16 protein-coding genes are annotated in these 15533 nt (G+C 32.0%); 9 read left to right on the top strand and 7 right to left on the bottom strand.

All coding sequences use genetic code 11. The annotated features are described in order from the left end of the window. Nucleotides 1–7: 7 nt before the first annotated feature. The 6 genes from sucB (at nucleotide 8) to brnQ3 (ending at nucleotide 7337) form a co-directional block, all read left to right on the top strand. On the top strand, nucleotides 8–1276 hold the full coding sequence (gene sucB / locus JQN76_RS10815) for a dihydrolipoyllysine-residue succinyltransferase (protein WP_001115439.1): 1269 nt from the start codon (nucleotides 8–10) through the stop codon (nucleotides 1274–1276). A gap of 579 nt (nucleotides 1277–1855) precedes the next feature. Beyond that, nucleotides 1856–2665, top strand: a complete 810-nt coding sequence (locus JQN76_RS10810) for a VOC family protein (protein ID WP_000334518.1) — start codon at nucleotides 1856–1858, stop codon at nucleotides 2663–2665. 28 nt (nucleotides 2666–2693) lie between these two features. Further along, nucleotides 2694–2897: a DUF6501 family protein gene (locus JQN76_RS10805; protein ID WP_000902175.1), complete on the top strand. Its 204-nt coding sequence runs from the start codon at nucleotides 2694–2696 to the stop codon at nucleotides 2895–2897. 180 nt (nucleotides 2898–3077) lie between these two features. After that, nucleotides 3078–3869 carry an ATP-binding protein gene (locus JQN76_RS10800; RefSeq protein ID WP_001185421.1) on the top strand — a complete coding sequence of 264 codons (792 nt, stop codon included), beginning with the start codon at nucleotides 3078–3080 and terminating at the stop codon, nucleotides 3867–3869. A gap of 13 nt (nucleotides 3870–3882) precedes the next feature. Continuing rightward, on the top strand, nucleotides 3883–5769 hold the full coding sequence (locus tag JQN76_RS10795) for a nitric oxide reductase activation protein NorD (protein WP_001283685.1): 1887 nt from the start codon (nucleotides 3883–3885) through the stop codon (nucleotides 5767–5769). Nucleotides 5770–5993: 224 nt separating this feature from the next. Further along, nucleotides 5994–7337, top strand: a complete 1344-nt coding sequence (gene brnQ3 / locus JQN76_RS10790; RefSeq protein ID WP_001039275.1) for a branched-chain amino acid-like transporter carrier protein BrnQ3 — start codon at nucleotides 5994–5996, stop codon at nucleotides 7335–7337. A gap of 72 nt (nucleotides 7338–7409) precedes the next feature. On the opposite strand, the gene JQN76_RS10785 is transcribed toward brnQ3, so the two are convergent. The 3 genes from JQN76_RS10785 to JQN76_RS10775 are packed head-to-tail and all read right to left on the bottom strand — an operon-like array spanning nucleotide 7410 to nucleotide 9495. After that, nucleotides 7410–8546, bottom strand: coding sequence for a toxic anion resistance protein (locus JQN76_RS10785; RefSeq protein ID WP_000138420.1), 1137 nt, complete (start codon nucleotides 8544–8546; stop codon nucleotides 7410–7412). 31 nt (nucleotides 8547–8577) lie between these two features. Then, nucleotides 8578–9207, bottom strand: coding sequence for a 5-bromo-4-chloroindolyl phosphate hydrolysis family protein (locus tag JQN76_RS10780; protein WP_001788788.1), 630 nt, complete (start codon nucleotides 9205–9207; stop codon nucleotides 8578–8580). A gap of 18 nt (nucleotides 9208–9225) precedes the next feature. Further along, complete coding sequence (locus tag JQN76_RS10775; RefSeq protein WP_001215907.1) at nucleotides 9226–9495, bottom strand: acylphosphatase; 270 nt, start codon at nucleotides 9493–9495, stop codon at nucleotides 9226–9228. Nucleotides 9496–9657: 162 nt separating this feature from the next. On the opposite strand from JQN76_RS10775, the gene msaA reads away from it, so the two are divergent. From msaA to msaC, 3 genes are all read left to right on the top strand, one after another. Beyond that, nucleotides 9658–9966, top strand: a complete 309-nt coding sequence (gene msaA, locus JQN76_RS10770) for a regulatory protein MsaA (protein WP_000269923.1) — start codon at nucleotides 9658–9660, stop codon at nucleotides 9964–9966. Between the two features lie 170 nt (nucleotides 9967–10136). Beyond that, a complete protein-coding gene (gene cspA / locus JQN76_RS10765; protein WP_000809131.1) occupies nucleotides 10137–10337 on the top strand; it encodes a cold shock protein CspA in 201 nt (66 codons plus the stop codon). A 196-nt stretch (nucleotides 10338–10533) separates the two neighbouring features. Then, complete coding sequence (gene msaC / locus JQN76_RS10760; protein ID WP_000876201.1) at nucleotides 10534–10935, top strand: sarA expression modulator MsaC; 402 nt, start codon at nucleotides 10534–10536, stop codon at nucleotides 10933–10935. Between the two features lie 239 nt (nucleotides 10936–11174). On the opposite strand, the gene lysA is transcribed toward msaC, so the two are convergent. From lysA to dapD, 4 genes are all read right to left on the bottom strand, one after another. Then, the gene (lysA, locus tag JQN76_RS10755; protein WP_000216946.1) at nucleotides 11175–12440 is read right to left on the bottom strand and encodes a diaminopimelate decarboxylase; all 1266 of its coding nucleotides are present in this window, start codon (nucleotides 12438–12440) and stop codon (nucleotides 11175–11177) included. Further along, a complete protein-coding gene (locus JQN76_RS10750) occupies nucleotides 12430–13515 on the bottom strand; it encodes an alanine racemase (RefSeq protein WP_000127593.1) in 1086 nt (361 codons plus the stop codon). The genes lysA and JQN76_RS10750 overlap by 11 nt, the downstream gene beginning before the upstream one ends. Before the next feature lie 4 nt (nucleotides 13516–13519). Further along, complete coding sequence (locus JQN76_RS10745; RefSeq protein WP_001003793.1) at nucleotides 13520–14671, bottom strand: amidohydrolase; 1152 nt, start codon at nucleotides 14669–14671, stop codon at nucleotides 13520–13522. Between the two features lie 142 nt (nucleotides 14672–14813). Then, nucleotides 14814–15533, bottom strand: a complete 720-nt coding sequence (dapD, locus tag JQN76_RS10740) for a 2,3,4,5-tetrahydropyridine-2,6-dicarboxylate N-acetyltransferase (protein WP_000249839.1) — start codon at nucleotides 15531–15533, stop codon at nucleotides 14814–14816.

Raw genomic sequence — 15533 nt, 5'->3', positions numbered from 1 at the left:
ATAAGTCATGCCAGAGGTTAAAGTTCCAGAATTAGCAGAATCTATTACAGAAGGTACCATTGCAGAATGGTTGAAAAACGTAGGGGATAGCGTAGAAAAAGGTGAAGCTATTCTTGAATTAGAAACTGATAAAGTTAATGTCGAAGTTGTATCTGAAGAAGCAGGTGTATTATCTGAACAACTTGCAAGTGAAGGCGACACTGTAGAAGTTGGACAAGCAATTGCTATCATCGGCGAAGGTAGTGGCAATGCTTCTAAAGAAAATAGTAACGACAATACTCCACAACAAAATGAAGAAACAAATAATAAAAAAGAAGAAACAACAAATAATTCGGTAGATAAAGCTGAAGTCAATCAAGCAAATGATGACAATCAGCAACGTATTAATGCTACGCCTTCTGCGCGTCGATATGCTCGTGAAAATGGTGTGAATCTTGCTGAAGTAAGTCCGAAAACAAATGATGTGGTTCGTAAAGAAGATATTGATAAGAAACAACAGGCACCGGCATCAACACAAACAACACAACAAGCACCTGCAAAAGAAGAGAAAAAATACAATCAATATCCTACAAAACCAGTGATTCGTGAAAAAATGTCACGCAGAAAGAAAACAGCTGCCAAAAAATTATTAGAGGTATCTAATAATACAGCTATGTTAACAACATTTAACGAAGTTGACATGACAAATGTTATGGAATTGCGTAAACGTAAGAAAGAACAATTTATGAAAGATCATGATGGTACTAAATTAGGATTTATGTCATTCTTTACTAAAGCTTCTGTAGCAGCTTTGAAAAAGTATCCAGAAGTTAATGCAGAAATCGATGGCGACGACATGATTACGAAACAATATTATGATATTGGTGTAGCTGTTTCTACAGATGATGGATTATTAGTACCATTTGTAAGAGATTGTGATAAAAAGAATTTTGCAGAAATCGAAGCAGAAATTGCTAATTTAGCAGTTAAAGCACGAGAGAAAAAACTTGGCTTAGATGATATGGTTAATGGTTCATTTACGATTACAAATGGCGGTATTTTTGGATCAATGATGAGTACGCCAATTATCAATGGTAATCAAGCTGCAATCTTAGGCATGCATTCAATTATTACAAGACCAATTGCGATTGATCAAGATACAATCGAAAATCGTCCAATGATGTATATTGCATTAAGCTATGATCATAGAATTATTGACGGTAAAGAAGCAGTTGGATTCTTAAAAACAATTAAAGAATTAATTGAAAACCCAGAAGACTTATTATTAGAATCTTAATCCACAACACAAAATAGTTTACTATTCCTAAAAACGTAATCAAATCAATAACAAACAGCAGTAAGATTATTTTCTAGTCGAAATATCTTACTGCTGTACTTTATTTTTATAATGCTTCGTATTAAAATGTGAGTTTAATTTTGACAACTTAAAAAATATATCATTTTTATTGAAATAGACTCACAATAGAAATATAGGTGGAATGGCGTGTTTCAATATGCTAATGAAATCATTTTAGATAATAACAAGCGATGAAATTTATGAATTCTATAAGCGCCTTTAGTTAATTTAAAATCATCTGAACAAGATGTAAATTCACTTTATGGATACGACATGTATATGTTTTTTATGTACTACATAAAACGAAATATTCAATTGCTATATACAGATACTCATTAATGACATACTCAATAGCAACCATAACAATATTATGTTACCTATTTAAATGAAATAGTTCTTTTAAAGAAATACATTTTTCACATATTAATCTATAATCAAAATCAACTGACCGATATTCTATAATTTATGATTAAAATAAGTTATAATATAATAGTAAAGATAAAGATAGAGGTGGCTATAATGTGTGGACTTAGAAGTATAACATTAGGTACAACAAATATAGAACAGACAAAACATTTCATGGTTGACATATTAGGATTAAATTATGAAGAACTTCTTGAAAACTCAATTCGTTTCGGCGATGCAGATATAAGCCCAGGAACAAGACTTCAATTTATACAAGTTCCAAGTGAGCAATTAGAAGAATCTCACTTTGTGGGTATTGGATTACGTACACCAACTGACTCAGGTTTAGAGGAGTATGCGGAAATATTATCGAATAAGGATATTCCATTTACAACAGTTAAAGAATTAAATGGCAATAAATATTTCAGTCTCGAAGATAACAATGGTCATATTTTCTCAATATATTCAAACGAGAATAATTATGGCGTTGGTTTAGGTATGCCTTCTTTTGAGAGTGCGGTCAATCCGTTACATCAAGTGCAAGGTTTAGGACCAGTGATTCTTAAAGTGAATCATGTAGATATTACAGGTCAAATTTTAACAAATATATTCGGACTTGAAGTATTTGCAGAATACCAACCCTTCGACAATGCTGACTATCATGTCCAAGTATTCAAAGTTGGAACGGGTGGTCTAGGTGGCGAAATACATTTAATGCCTGTAGAAACAGAAATGACAATGCCGGAATATGGCGCAGTCGATCAAGTTGAGTTTGAAACGAAAGATGCAGATTTCTTTAATCAAGCGAAATCGCGCTTAGATGAAGTGGAAATACCATATCAAACGCTTGAGCAAGATGATATTGAATCAATTAGAATTACTGAAAACAGTGGATTATCGTTTATATTCACTTTACAAAAATAATTTTTTTACGATAGTGAGGACAAAATTTATGTTACATGAAACTTGGAAAGAACGTACACCAATCAAGAAAGTAGAAGTCATTAATACAGATGCAAAGAAATTTACAGTTTCTGACATGTTAACGGTTGGCAAACAATATGATGTTATCAACGAAACTGAAGAATATTATCAAATAATAGATAATTCTGGATTAGTTGGCGGTTACTATAAAACATATTTCAAAGAAGTTTAAACGCATAATTATTGAAATGAAGCCTAATATGAGATTTTCAATTAGTAAATTTGGTAAAATATAAACAATTCGCATACTAAGCATTGCGTTTTATATCAGAATAGAATAGTAAACTAAGGCATTTGGAGAACTTATTCCATGTCTTAGTTTTTTAATTTATTTAAAGGAGAACGTTTTAAAATGGCACTAAAACATTATAAGAATTCAGATTCAACAGTTTTCAATGATGCGAAGGCATTATTTGATTTAAATAAAAATATTTTACTTAAAGGTCCAACAGGTTCAGGGAAAACAAAGTTGGCAGAAACATTAAGTGAAGTTGTTGATACACCCATGCATCAAGTCAATTGTTCTGTTGATTTAGATACAGAAAGCTTATTAGGCTTTAAAACAATTAAAACAAATGCGGAAGGTCAACAAGAAATTGTCTTTGTAGATGGTCCAGTTATTAAAGCTATGAAAGAGGGGCATATTTTATATATTGATGAAATAAATATGGCTAAACCTGAAACATTGCCTGTATTAAATGGGGTCTTAGATTATCGTCGTCAAATTACGAATCCATACACTGGTGAAGTAATCAAAGCTGTACCAGGATTTAACGTTATAGCAGCGATAAATGAAGGTTATGTTGGTACTTTGCCAATGAATGAAGCACTAAAAAATCGCTTTGTTGTTATTCACGTTGATTATATTGACGGGGACATTTTAAAAAATGTGATTAAAGAGCAAAGTTTATTACAAGATGATAAACAAATCGAACAAATTATTAAGTTTAACGAAGATTTACGTACTATGTCTAAGCAGGGACAAATTTCTGAAGAAGCCGCTAGTATCCGTGCATTATTAGACTTGTGTGATTTAATCACTGTAATGCCAGTTGAACGTGCAATTAAACGTACAATTATTGATAAATTGGAAGATGAACGTGAACAACAAGCAATATATAATGCTGTAGAACTAAACTTTTAAAGAGGGATAAAACATGAGTGATCGTTTCATAAAATTTAACGACGAACAGTTAGATGCCAAGCAAGTAATGATGTTGCAAGACTTAGCTCGACTCTTATTAAAAAATGAACAAACACAAGTTAAAATCCAAAAATTCCCTTACTATAATCCTGTTCAAAATGTTTTGATTACGAGTTGGTTTTGGTCACATCGACCAAGCCATATCGAAATGGCTGGTTTAAAAACAGATGTTATGTTAGCTGCTTACGGTTATCATATGATGGATGTACAAATTGTAAATGAAGTAGTACAAGATAAAACTTTTAAACACCCTAAATTTTATCAACAACTTTTTAAATTATTAGAAGATATGCGCGTATTAAATTCTATTAAAGTTGAGCGCCCAAGTACTGCTAAATTAATTGATCTTCGCTTAGATACACGGGTATCATATACGGAATCTCAAATTAAAGTGTATCGTACTAAAACACAATATACAGATTTATTATTTTTGTATTTAGAACATGCATTTTTAAGTCAAGATTTCTTTGATATACCATCTATACATTCAGATTTAGATGATGTTGTAGTTAATATGTTCTTATATTTACCTAATTTTTTCCAAAATCAAAATTCTGAAGATAATATGTATCTGGCTCAAAGAATTATGTATCAAGTAGATGATATTTTAAAAGAAGATATGCTAAACGAATATTATTACTTACCTAAAACACTATATAATACATTAGCTAGTCCAGAGTTTGATGATTTAAAGAGAACTGATGCAAGTCAAGTCGATGGGCAAGATGATACTTCAGAAGATGATGATAACGAAAGTGAAAAAGCTGACTCTAAATCTGCAGATAGTGAGTCAAAAGGTGGCGCCTATTTAGAAATGGAGCTTCACGAAGGACAAAATAGTGAAACATTAGGTAATGATGAAGCACGTGAAGGCGATGCTACAGATGATATGACTGATATGATGACCAAAAAGGGCAAAGGATCAAACGATACGCTAAATCGTGAAGAAGGCGATGCTGTTGGTCAAAGCCAAGCATTTCAACTTGATGGTGTGAACAAAAATGTAGAAATAAAATGGCAAATTCCTGAAATTGAGCCACAATATGTTTTAGAATATCAAGAATCGAAACAAGACGTACAATATGAAATCAAAGACTTAATTCAAATTATAAAGAAAACGATTGAACGAGAACAACGAGATGCACGTTTTAATTTAACAAAAGGGCGATTACAAAAGGATTTAATTAATTGGTTTATCGACGATCAATATAAATTGTTTTACAAAAAACAAGATTTAAGTAAATCATTTGATGCGACATTTACATTGTTAATTGATGCGTCAGCAAGTATGCATGATAAAATGGCTGAAACGAAGAAAGGTGTAGTGTTATTCCACGAGACGTTAAAAGCATTGAACATTAAACATGAAATTTTATCATTCAGTGAGGATGCCTTTGATTCAGACGAGCATGCACAACCAAATATCATTAATGAAATTATTAACTATGATTACTCAACCTTTGAAAAAGATGGCCCACGTATTATGGCACTTGAACCTCAAGATGATAATCGTGATGGTGTTGCTATTAGAGTTGCAAGTGAACGATTAATGCGTCGAAATCAACATCAACGATTTTTAATCGTATTTTCAGACGGCGAACCGTCTGCATTTAATTATAGTCAAGATGGTATTATTGATACGTATGAAGCTGTAGAAATGTCACGTAAATTTGGTATTGAAGTATTTAATGTATTTTTGAGTCAAGATCCAATAACTGAAGATGTTGAACAAACAATTCATAATATTTATGGTCAATATGCTATTTTCGTTGAAGGTGTTGCGCATTTACCTGGACATCTCTCTCCATTATTAAAAAAATTACTACTTAAATCTTTATAAATAAATTTAAAATATGAGTTTATATGAAATTGTGAATAAAAGTCATCAGTTACTATTTAAAAAGTGGATTTGAAGAATTTTATTTTCTGACATAATTTGATTTAAACAACACATGTGTTTTGTTTCTGCTATGTACAACATATTTCATATAGACTCTTTATTATTTTTTGTGCTAAAATATTTACTTGTAAATTATTTCGTGTTTTAAAAAAAGGAGTAACTCTATGAATAAAAATACATGGGTCATTGGGTTTACGCTCTTCGCTATGTTTTTTGGCGCAGGCAATCTAATTTTTCCTCCTAATCTCGGATTGGATAGTGGTCAATTTTTCTGGCCCGCCATTTTAGCGTTTGTTCTAACTGGGATTGGTTTACCATTATTAGGTGTGATTGTAGGTGCACTTGATAAAGAAGGATATATTGGCGCATTAAATAAAATTTCACCTAAATTTTCAATATTGTTCTTAATCATCATTTATTTGACTATAGGACCACTTTTTGCAATACCTAGAACTGCATCTACATCTTTTGAAATGACAATTACACCAATTATACATAGCAATAGTAGTATCGCTTTATTTATATTTACGATTATCTACTTCATAGTCGTTTTGTATATTTGTTTAAATCCATCTAAGTTAATCGATCGTATTGGTTCATTATTAACACCATTATTATTGATTACTATTTTAGCGATGATTATTAAAGGATACTTAGACTTTAGCGGTAATAGTGCTGGAAAGGGCAATGAAGCACTATATCATTCTAATTTTTCAAGTTTTGCTGAAGGCTTTACACAAGGCTATTTAACAATGGATGCCATTGCAGCAATTGCTTTTTCAATGATTGTTGTTAATGCAGTAAAACTAACAGGCATTACTAAAACAAATCAAATATTCAAACAAACTTTGACTGCTGGTTTAATTGCAGCCGTAGCTTTAATTTTCATATATATTTCATTAGGTTATATTGGTAATCATATGCCAGTAAGTGACATGACGTTAGATCAATTGAAATCCAAAGATCGAAACATTGGGACATATTTATTAACGACAATGGCTTCAACAGGATTTGGTTCATTCGGAAAATATTTATTGGGCATCATTGTGGCGCTGGCATGTCTAACTACAGCATGCGGGCTTATTGTTGCAGTTTCTGAATATTTCCATAGAATCGTACCTAAAGTATCATACAAAGCATTTGTATTAGTTTTCATTTTAATGAGTTTTATTATTGCTAACCAAGGTTTAAATGCTGTTATCTCAATGTCAATTCCGGTATTAAGCATTGTATACCCAGTAGCAATAACTGTTGTATTATTAATTTTAATTGCCAAATTCATACCGACAAAACGCATTTCACAACAAATTCCAGTTATTATCGTATTTATATTGTCGATTTTCAGTGTTATTAGTAAGTTAGGTTGGCTGAAAATTAACTTTATAGAATCATTGCCTCTAAGAGCGTATTCTTTAGAGTGGTTCCCAGTAGCAATTATTGCAACGATATTAGGCTATCTAGTCGGCATATTTGTAAAACAAGATCCAATTAAATATCAACAGGAATAACGAATAATATAAAAGGAAGCATCTCCAATTTAATCGTAGGATGCTTCCTTTTTGTTATATCTAATTCGTAATTTATGATTGTTTATTCGGTCCTTTGATGTTCACTAAATGTGACTTTAAATCTTGTTCTAATTGTTGTAATTCTTTTTCAGCTAATTGTCGTTCTTCGCGACCGTGTTGTTGAATAATTAATGTTTCTTCAATTGTCTCAATAATGTTACGCTGTGTACGTTTCAATGTATCAAGATCAACAATGCCACGCTCATTTTCTGTTGCAGTTTCAATCGCATTTTGTTTCAACATTTCAGCATTTGCTGTTAATAAATCATTAGTTGTATCAGTGACAGCTCGTTGTGCAGCAACTGCATTACGCTGTCTCATTAATGTAAGCGCAATGGCCATTTGATTTTTCCATAGTGGAATACTTGTCAAAATTGAACTTTGTATCTTCTCGGCAAGTGCTTGATTAACATTTTGAATCATACGAATTTGTGGCGCAGTTTGCAAAGCTATTTGTCTTGAAAGCTGTAAGTCATATATGCGTTTATCTAGTCTATCTATAAATTGCTGCATATCTGCAACTTGTTGAATATCCATTTGATTAGTGGATTGCTGCGCTTGCTGTTGCAATTGTGGTAGCTTTTCATTTTCTAATTGCAACTTTTTTTGCTGTGCAGCAATGATATGCAATGATAAGTCATCAAAGTATTGTTTGTTTTTATCATATAGCGTATCTAATAATTCAATATCTCTTGTTAAATGTGTTTGATGTTTCTGCAGTTGAATCGTTATGCGATTGACTTGAGCACTAACTGATTGCATTCTTGAAAAGATTTCATTGATAGACGACTTTGCTCTGCTAAAAATTCTTTTTAACATAGATGGTTTATCAGTATTTAACTCATTTGGATTAACTGACTTTAGTTTTGACATTAGATCTGACAAAGTATCTCCAATAGGACCAACATCTTTACTTTGTACTTCATCCAACATTTGATGTGAAAATTGAGACATTTGTTTCTGTAAATCAGAACCAAACGCTAATAAACCTTCATTGTCTAAAGGGTTAATTTGTTTACTGATTGTGTCTACCTGTTTTTGTTGTTCAATTGTTAACTTTTCTTTTTGAATAGTAGTATTCGATAATTCTTTATCGCTTATAAAATCATCTAGTGGATGGCTTTCTTTGAAACTTTTATTTTCAGTCATCAATCATCTCTCCAATAGTTGCTATTTTACATCAATCTTGATGATGCTTTTGATGTAACTTATTTAATTCCATTTCAATATCTAAACGTTCATAATCATCTTCGTTGAGACGCTTTAAATCAGCGATTAATGTTCGTTTGACCTCATCCAAAGTAATTCGTGTTTGTTCTAATTTTTGCTGTTCATTAATTGATTTTTTGGGCATTTTTGCTAGACGTGTATATGCATCAACCAAATTTAAAGCATTATCAATATGAGAATAAAAAAAGCCTTCAACTTTATAAAATGATGCAGGTCTCTGTCTAACTGTCGTATAAATAGAACGTGAAATTTGGTATATATCATTAATCTGCCTAAAATCTTTAATTGATCTTATATTGACATACGTTTTTAAAATACCTCTAAGTTTTTGGTGTGTATGATTTAACTGATTTCGAATATAGCGATAGTCTTTTCTAGTCAAACCAATTTCGTTTAAATATTTGCGTGAAGTGAGTTTTTGTATCGGTAGGTATGTCATTAAAAAGCCAACAATACCAATAGACATATCAATTAAAAAAGATACATCAAGTGCAATCATCCCAAATATGCTTGTTAAAAACGCTACAGGAATTCCCACTAACACCCCAAATATATGAGAAATATTATATCTCACTGTCATCTTCCTTTATTTAGCATTTTATATTGATCGAAAATCCGATAATTTTTGATTTAGTTCTAACTCTTCAAGTTGATGGCTTGTTACATTTGATGCTGGTGAGGCACCTTCAATTACACCTTGAATAAATCTCTCTATATCTGCGTCATCCCCTTGTGCATATATCTCTACATAGTCATCTACATTTTGAACAGTACCGACAATGTTATAGTTCATTGCAATGCGTTGTGTAAAATATCTAAATCCGACGCCTTGAACGCGTCCGAATACTTGTAAATGTATATGTCTCATTTTTACCACCTCATAATGTTATTATACGTAGTTTTACTTAAAAAAACTAATAATTACTATAGTTACTACTTTGTTTGTTTCAAGTCGTCAAACTTGATTTTCAGAGGATAAAGGTATAAAAATAAGTATAGAGTTTTTGAAGTATGGAAGGGGTCTTTAATAATGTGGACAGTTACCAAAATTAGAGCCGATTATGAGGGATGGTGGTTATTCAGTGACTGGCCAGAAAACATTGTTGAAAAATATCAATATCAAGATTTTGATGACATGTTTAAGCACTATCAACAATTGATTAATCAATGTAAAGTTCAGTTCGATAACTATGTCACAGGCAAATATAATATTTATGCATTTTATAATAATTGTGACATGAACTATTGCGAAGATTGTGAAGAGGATTTACAAATATTTTATAGTTTCATTGTTTTACAAAATAATGAAGTATATTATAAACTACCAATAATTGATTAAATGAATATTTTTTATTATTGTATTGCAATTTGGTAATAACTGCACTATAATACAAGTTAAGCAGATGATTATTCCATATTGCAAAGAATATTTGAGTGAAATTTGCATGTATTTTTTGTAATATGCGAATAAGCATATTGAATGAATTTTAGTCTTGGAGGTTTCAGATTATGAAACAAGGTACAGTTAAATGGTTTAACGCTGAAAAAGGATTCGGCTTTATCGAAGTTGAAGGAGAAAATGACGTATTCGTACATTTTTCAGCAATTAACCAAGATGGTTACAAATCATTAGAAGAAGGTCAAGCTGTTGAGTTTGAAGTAGTTGAAGGCGACCGCGGTCCACAAGCTGCAAACGTTGTTAAACTATAATTCTTAGATTTGAATCATTGATTTTAACTAACACCTTACCAAGAAGTAAGGTGTTTTTATATGCTTATTACAAATACTTAACGCGATGAGTTTCTCAACCAAATTGAGAACTCTTTTTTTATATCACCAACATTGTTTGCAATAGAAAAATATATTTATATAATATAATTATGGTGTACAACGACGAGGTGATTTTATGAAATATCTTATCCTTAGTTTAGTTGCTAATTTATTAGTTTTCGGTGTATTATCTGCAATTGGATTAAATATTAATATTTTAGCAGCAATGATGATTGTATTAGTGATTCCGATAATGATTTCTGGGATACTATTTTTCAAAACTAATATTGATAAAACATACATATTTTTTAACATCATATTTATCGACTTTTATTACTATATTTACAATGTACATTTAATGACTTTGCCAAAGTTTAATAATTATATTAAAGCAGAGATGATGGAATTAGAAGATATTGATGTATTAATTACAAGTAAAGATTTTGGATTTGATGAAATTCTGTTTTATACATTATATTTGTTGTTAATTCTTATCGTTTTATATTATTTGAAAAAGCAAGTAAAGCATAAAATCTAATTTCATGATGCTTGTTTAAAGTGTGGTATGTATATGATGCTTTAAATTAGTTGAATAGGGCTAACTAAATATAAAGGATTAATGACAAAAAGAAATAAATACTTTCTAACTAAAAATGTGCTGTTCTTCCTTTTTTAGAGTATATGTCCAAGCATGTTTTCTACAGTCATCTATAATGCATAAAAATTCCCCGAGTCACAGTATAATTTTCTGTGCTTCGGGGATTACTTTGTTTATTTTTATTTTGTATCATTAATAATGAGTTGTCTTAACGATTGTCGCTTTATAACTTCACGTGCTTTGCCATCTTTTAAGAAAAACACAGAAGGCTTTTGCATTTGATTGTAATTGGATGCCATAGAGTAATGATATGCACCAGTTGATAATATAGCAAGATAGTCTCCACGTTTGACTGATGAAGGTAATTTAGCGTCTTTAATAATGATATCACCAGACTCACATAATTTTCCAGCTATAGTTACACTGTCATCTGCTTCTTCATTTCTATTAACAAGCAATGCTTGATACTTTGCGTCATAAAGTGCAGTTCTGATATGATCACTCATACCGCCATCGATTGAAACATATTTATTAATCTCTGGAATTTCTTTAATGGTTCCAACTTCATATAAAGTAACGCCAGCTTCACCTACAATTGATCGTCCCGGTTCAATACCTATTTCTGGTGCATCTATACCTAGAACTTTAATTTCGGATTTTATTGCGTCTGTAATATCTTTAATACCACTTTCGATAGGGAAACTTTCGTCACCTTCAACATATTTAATACCAAAGCCACCACCAAGGTTTAATAATTCAACTTGAATGCCTTGCTCTTTAAGCCAACGTAAAACAATTTTAGCAGTTTCAATAAATGCTTCTGTACCTTCAATCTGTGAACCAATATGACAATGTACACCTTTTAATTTTAAGTGTTTAGATTGTTGGACTTTGTCAATTGCTTTTTTAGCTAAGCCATATTGAATTGATAATCCAAACTTACTATCTTCTTGCCCAGTTTGAATAAATTCGTGTGTATGTGCTTCAACACCTGGATTAACTCGTAATACAACTTGAACCGTATCATTAGCATAGCGGTCTATTAATTCAATTTCTTCTAATGAATCTATAACAAAATAACCGATATTATTTTCTAAAGCATACCTAATTTCATGTTTCGTTTTATTGTTACCATGGAAATGGATGCGACTCGGTTCAAAACCTGCTTCTAAAGCTGTATATAATTCACCTTCAGAAACAACATCTAACTGTAAATCTTCCTCAGCTACAAGTTTGACCATTTGAATGCAAGTAAATGCCTTTGAGGCGTATGAAATATTGTATTTTAATCCACTATCTTTAAATGCGCGATGGTAACGGCGCATCTGTTCTCTAATTTGTAGTTCATCATAAACAATGGTAGGTGTACCAAAGCTTTGTGCAATCGTTTTTAAACTAATACCATCCATTGTTAATTCGCCATTTTGATTATATTTAACAGTCATTTGAAATGTACTCCTTTTTTAAAGAATCATGATTCATAGCACTTAATTGTTCAGAATTTGCACCAACACCTTTAAAGGTATATTCATCGATGCGGATATCATTATTATAAAGAATAACTTCATCTTGTGCATGTACATTGCCATCTACTTCAACAAACATATGGCTCATCATTAATGCACGTATCGGGTAGCGTTTACCATTGATAAGTGCTTCATGTTTAGCACGAGTTCTTAAAATTCCATCGCCATAACCGATATCAACTACAGCTAATTTTGTATTGTTTTTAGTCACTTCAAAGGCAAAGCTATAACCGCAATAATCACCAGCTTGTACTTCGCGCACTTGAATAACATGTGCTTTTAAAGTTAATGACTGAACTATATCATGTTGATTCAGTGAACTATATGGTCTTGAACCGTATAACGCAATACCTACACGCGCATGTGTATGGTGGGGTAGTAATATTTGTCCTTCCCGATAAAAACTCGCACTATTTTGAGCATGGATTAGGTCGAACTGATAACCTTCAGATAAAAGTGCTTCAACAATTTCCATCCATTGTGAACGTTCAACATTATAATCTGACACATCGAATTCATCAGCATATCCAAAATGGGTCCATAAACCACTAATAATCATTTTTGCATTTTGATTATGATGGTGATCTTTCAATACTTCTTTAATTTCGTTTAAATCTTTAAATCCAGACCGATGTAATAAATTTTCAAATTCTAAGTGAACATGAATACCAGCTAAATCATTTTTATGGTTATAGTAATATGTCAACGACGGCAAAGTCATGTGTATTTGATGTTCACGGACTAAATCAAACTCGTAAACTGCATTCATTAAAAAGATTGTTGCATCTGGAGCAAGTTGTCTAATTTGAATTGCTTCTCGTAGTGATGTTGTGCTAAATGTATCTATACCTGCATGGATAAACTGAGTTACAGCAAATTCTAGGTCATAGTGATATGCATTATTTTTAACAACTGCCATTAATGGCTGATTGTTTTTGACTGTGATTGCATTTTGTAAAAATATTTTCTTATTTACAGACCATGTTGCTGTCAATGTATTACACCTCTTTGTAATTATTTAATAAATTTTCGTAAAAATTAACCACGTTTATTAACACTTTTTCATCAAAATTTAAATGTGATGTGTGCAAACCGGTTACAAAACCTTTATCTTCATTTCGTGTTCCTATAAAAACAAAGTAAGCTGGAGCTAGTTGTTGACCATAAAAACTAAAATCTTCCCCAAATAAGAATGGCGTTGGTTTGTCATAGACATTTAAATCAGCTTTTATTAAGGCGTCCTCTATTTGAGTACGTAATTTCGGACTATTGATTGTAGGGGGATAACCTTCTGCAAATTTAACTTCACAATCTACATTAAACAGAAGCTTGACACTTTCTGCTATCTTGTGCATTTGATTTTTAACGATTGTTAAATCATCAATATCATATGTACGAATAGTACCTTCTAAATAGCCATTACTTGGTACAGTGTTAATCGCTTCACCAGCTTTAAAATGACCAATATGAACAATATTTCGTTTCAAACCGTTAAGGTGAAATTGTTGAATTTGTGATATTTGAGTTAATACATGTTGTAATGCTTCACCACAAGAATGACCTTGTTCTTTATCAGCAACATGACTTGACAGGCCTGTTAAGAAAAAGCGATACTCTGTTGCGCTGGCCGTAATTTCTTCATCTCTTATCACTGCAATGCCTTCATCAGCAAATGGGTTAACATGAATACCAAATACCGCTTCAATTGGATACTTATCAAAGGCACCGGCTTTTATTAATCGATTTGCACCGCCACCAGTTTCTTCTGCAGGTTGGAAAATGAAAACGACATTTTGCGGTAATTGACCTGCATCTTGCATGTCTTTGCAACGTTGTACAAAAAGCATTAATGCAGTTGTATGACCATCATGTCCACAAGCATGCATCACATGATCAGATTGACTGCGATAAGGCACATCATTTTCCTCTAAAATAGGTAACGCATCAATATCAGCTCTATACGCTATCGTATGTGAGCCATTACCTTCTAAGTATGCAATGACGCCAGTTTCCAATGGGCAATCGTATTTAATATTTAAACTATCTAAAAACGCTTTAATATAAGCAGTTGTTTCAAATTCATGTAAGCTTAATTCAGGATGTTGATGTAAATGACGGCGATGTTTCGTAACAAATTCTAATTCATTCATAATTATCAATCCTTTGTGTTAAATTACTATATAAATAGTGTAACGTATTTCGAAATTTGTGATCATAAGTTTATTCAATGATAAACAATAAGGTTGAGACATAATCGTATCTCAACCTTGAAATTATTATACGTTGACGTCACTAGTCATTCAGTTTTCTTAATGCTGCTACAATCTCTTTTTTAGTATCTTGTACTTCAGAAGCTTGCTTAATCACTTTTGCAGGTGTACCAGCAACAACTGCACCAGCTGGTACATCTTGTGTCACAATCGCGCCAGCTGCAACAATAGCACCTTTACCAACACGTACACCTTCTAAAATAACTGCATTTGCACCGATTAATACATCATCCTCGATTATAACCGGTGATGCACTAGGGGGTTCAATCACACCTGCTAATACTGCGCCAGCCCCTACATGTACATTTTTACCAGTTGTAGCACGACCACCGAGAGTAGCATTCATATCAATCATTGTACCTTCGCCAACGACTGCGCCAATATTAATTGTTGCGCCCATCATAACGACAGCACCATCTTCAATAATGGCTTGTTCTCTAATAAACGCACCTGGTTCAATTCGTGCATTCGTATTTGTTAAGTCTTTTAATGGAATGGCAGAATTGCGACGATCCATTTCAATTTCTATATCTTCGAATTGACTACCATATGCTTCGTAAAAAGGTTTCCAATCATCCGCTTCACAAAAGATTACTTTAGATTGTTCTGAACCAAATACTTTAAAACTTTCTGGATATGTGATGCCTTCAAAATTACCATTTAAATATACTTTTATTGGTGTAGACTTTTTAGCATCACTTATATATTGAATAATTTCTTCAGCTGTTAAATGTTGTACCAT

The organism is Staphylococcus sp. SM3655, assembly GCF_016917315.1.
GTDB lineage: Bacteria > Bacillota > Bacilli > Staphylococcales > Staphylococcaceae > Staphylococcus > Staphylococcus aureus.
This window is presented reverse-complemented; position numbering and strand designations above follow the sequence as displayed.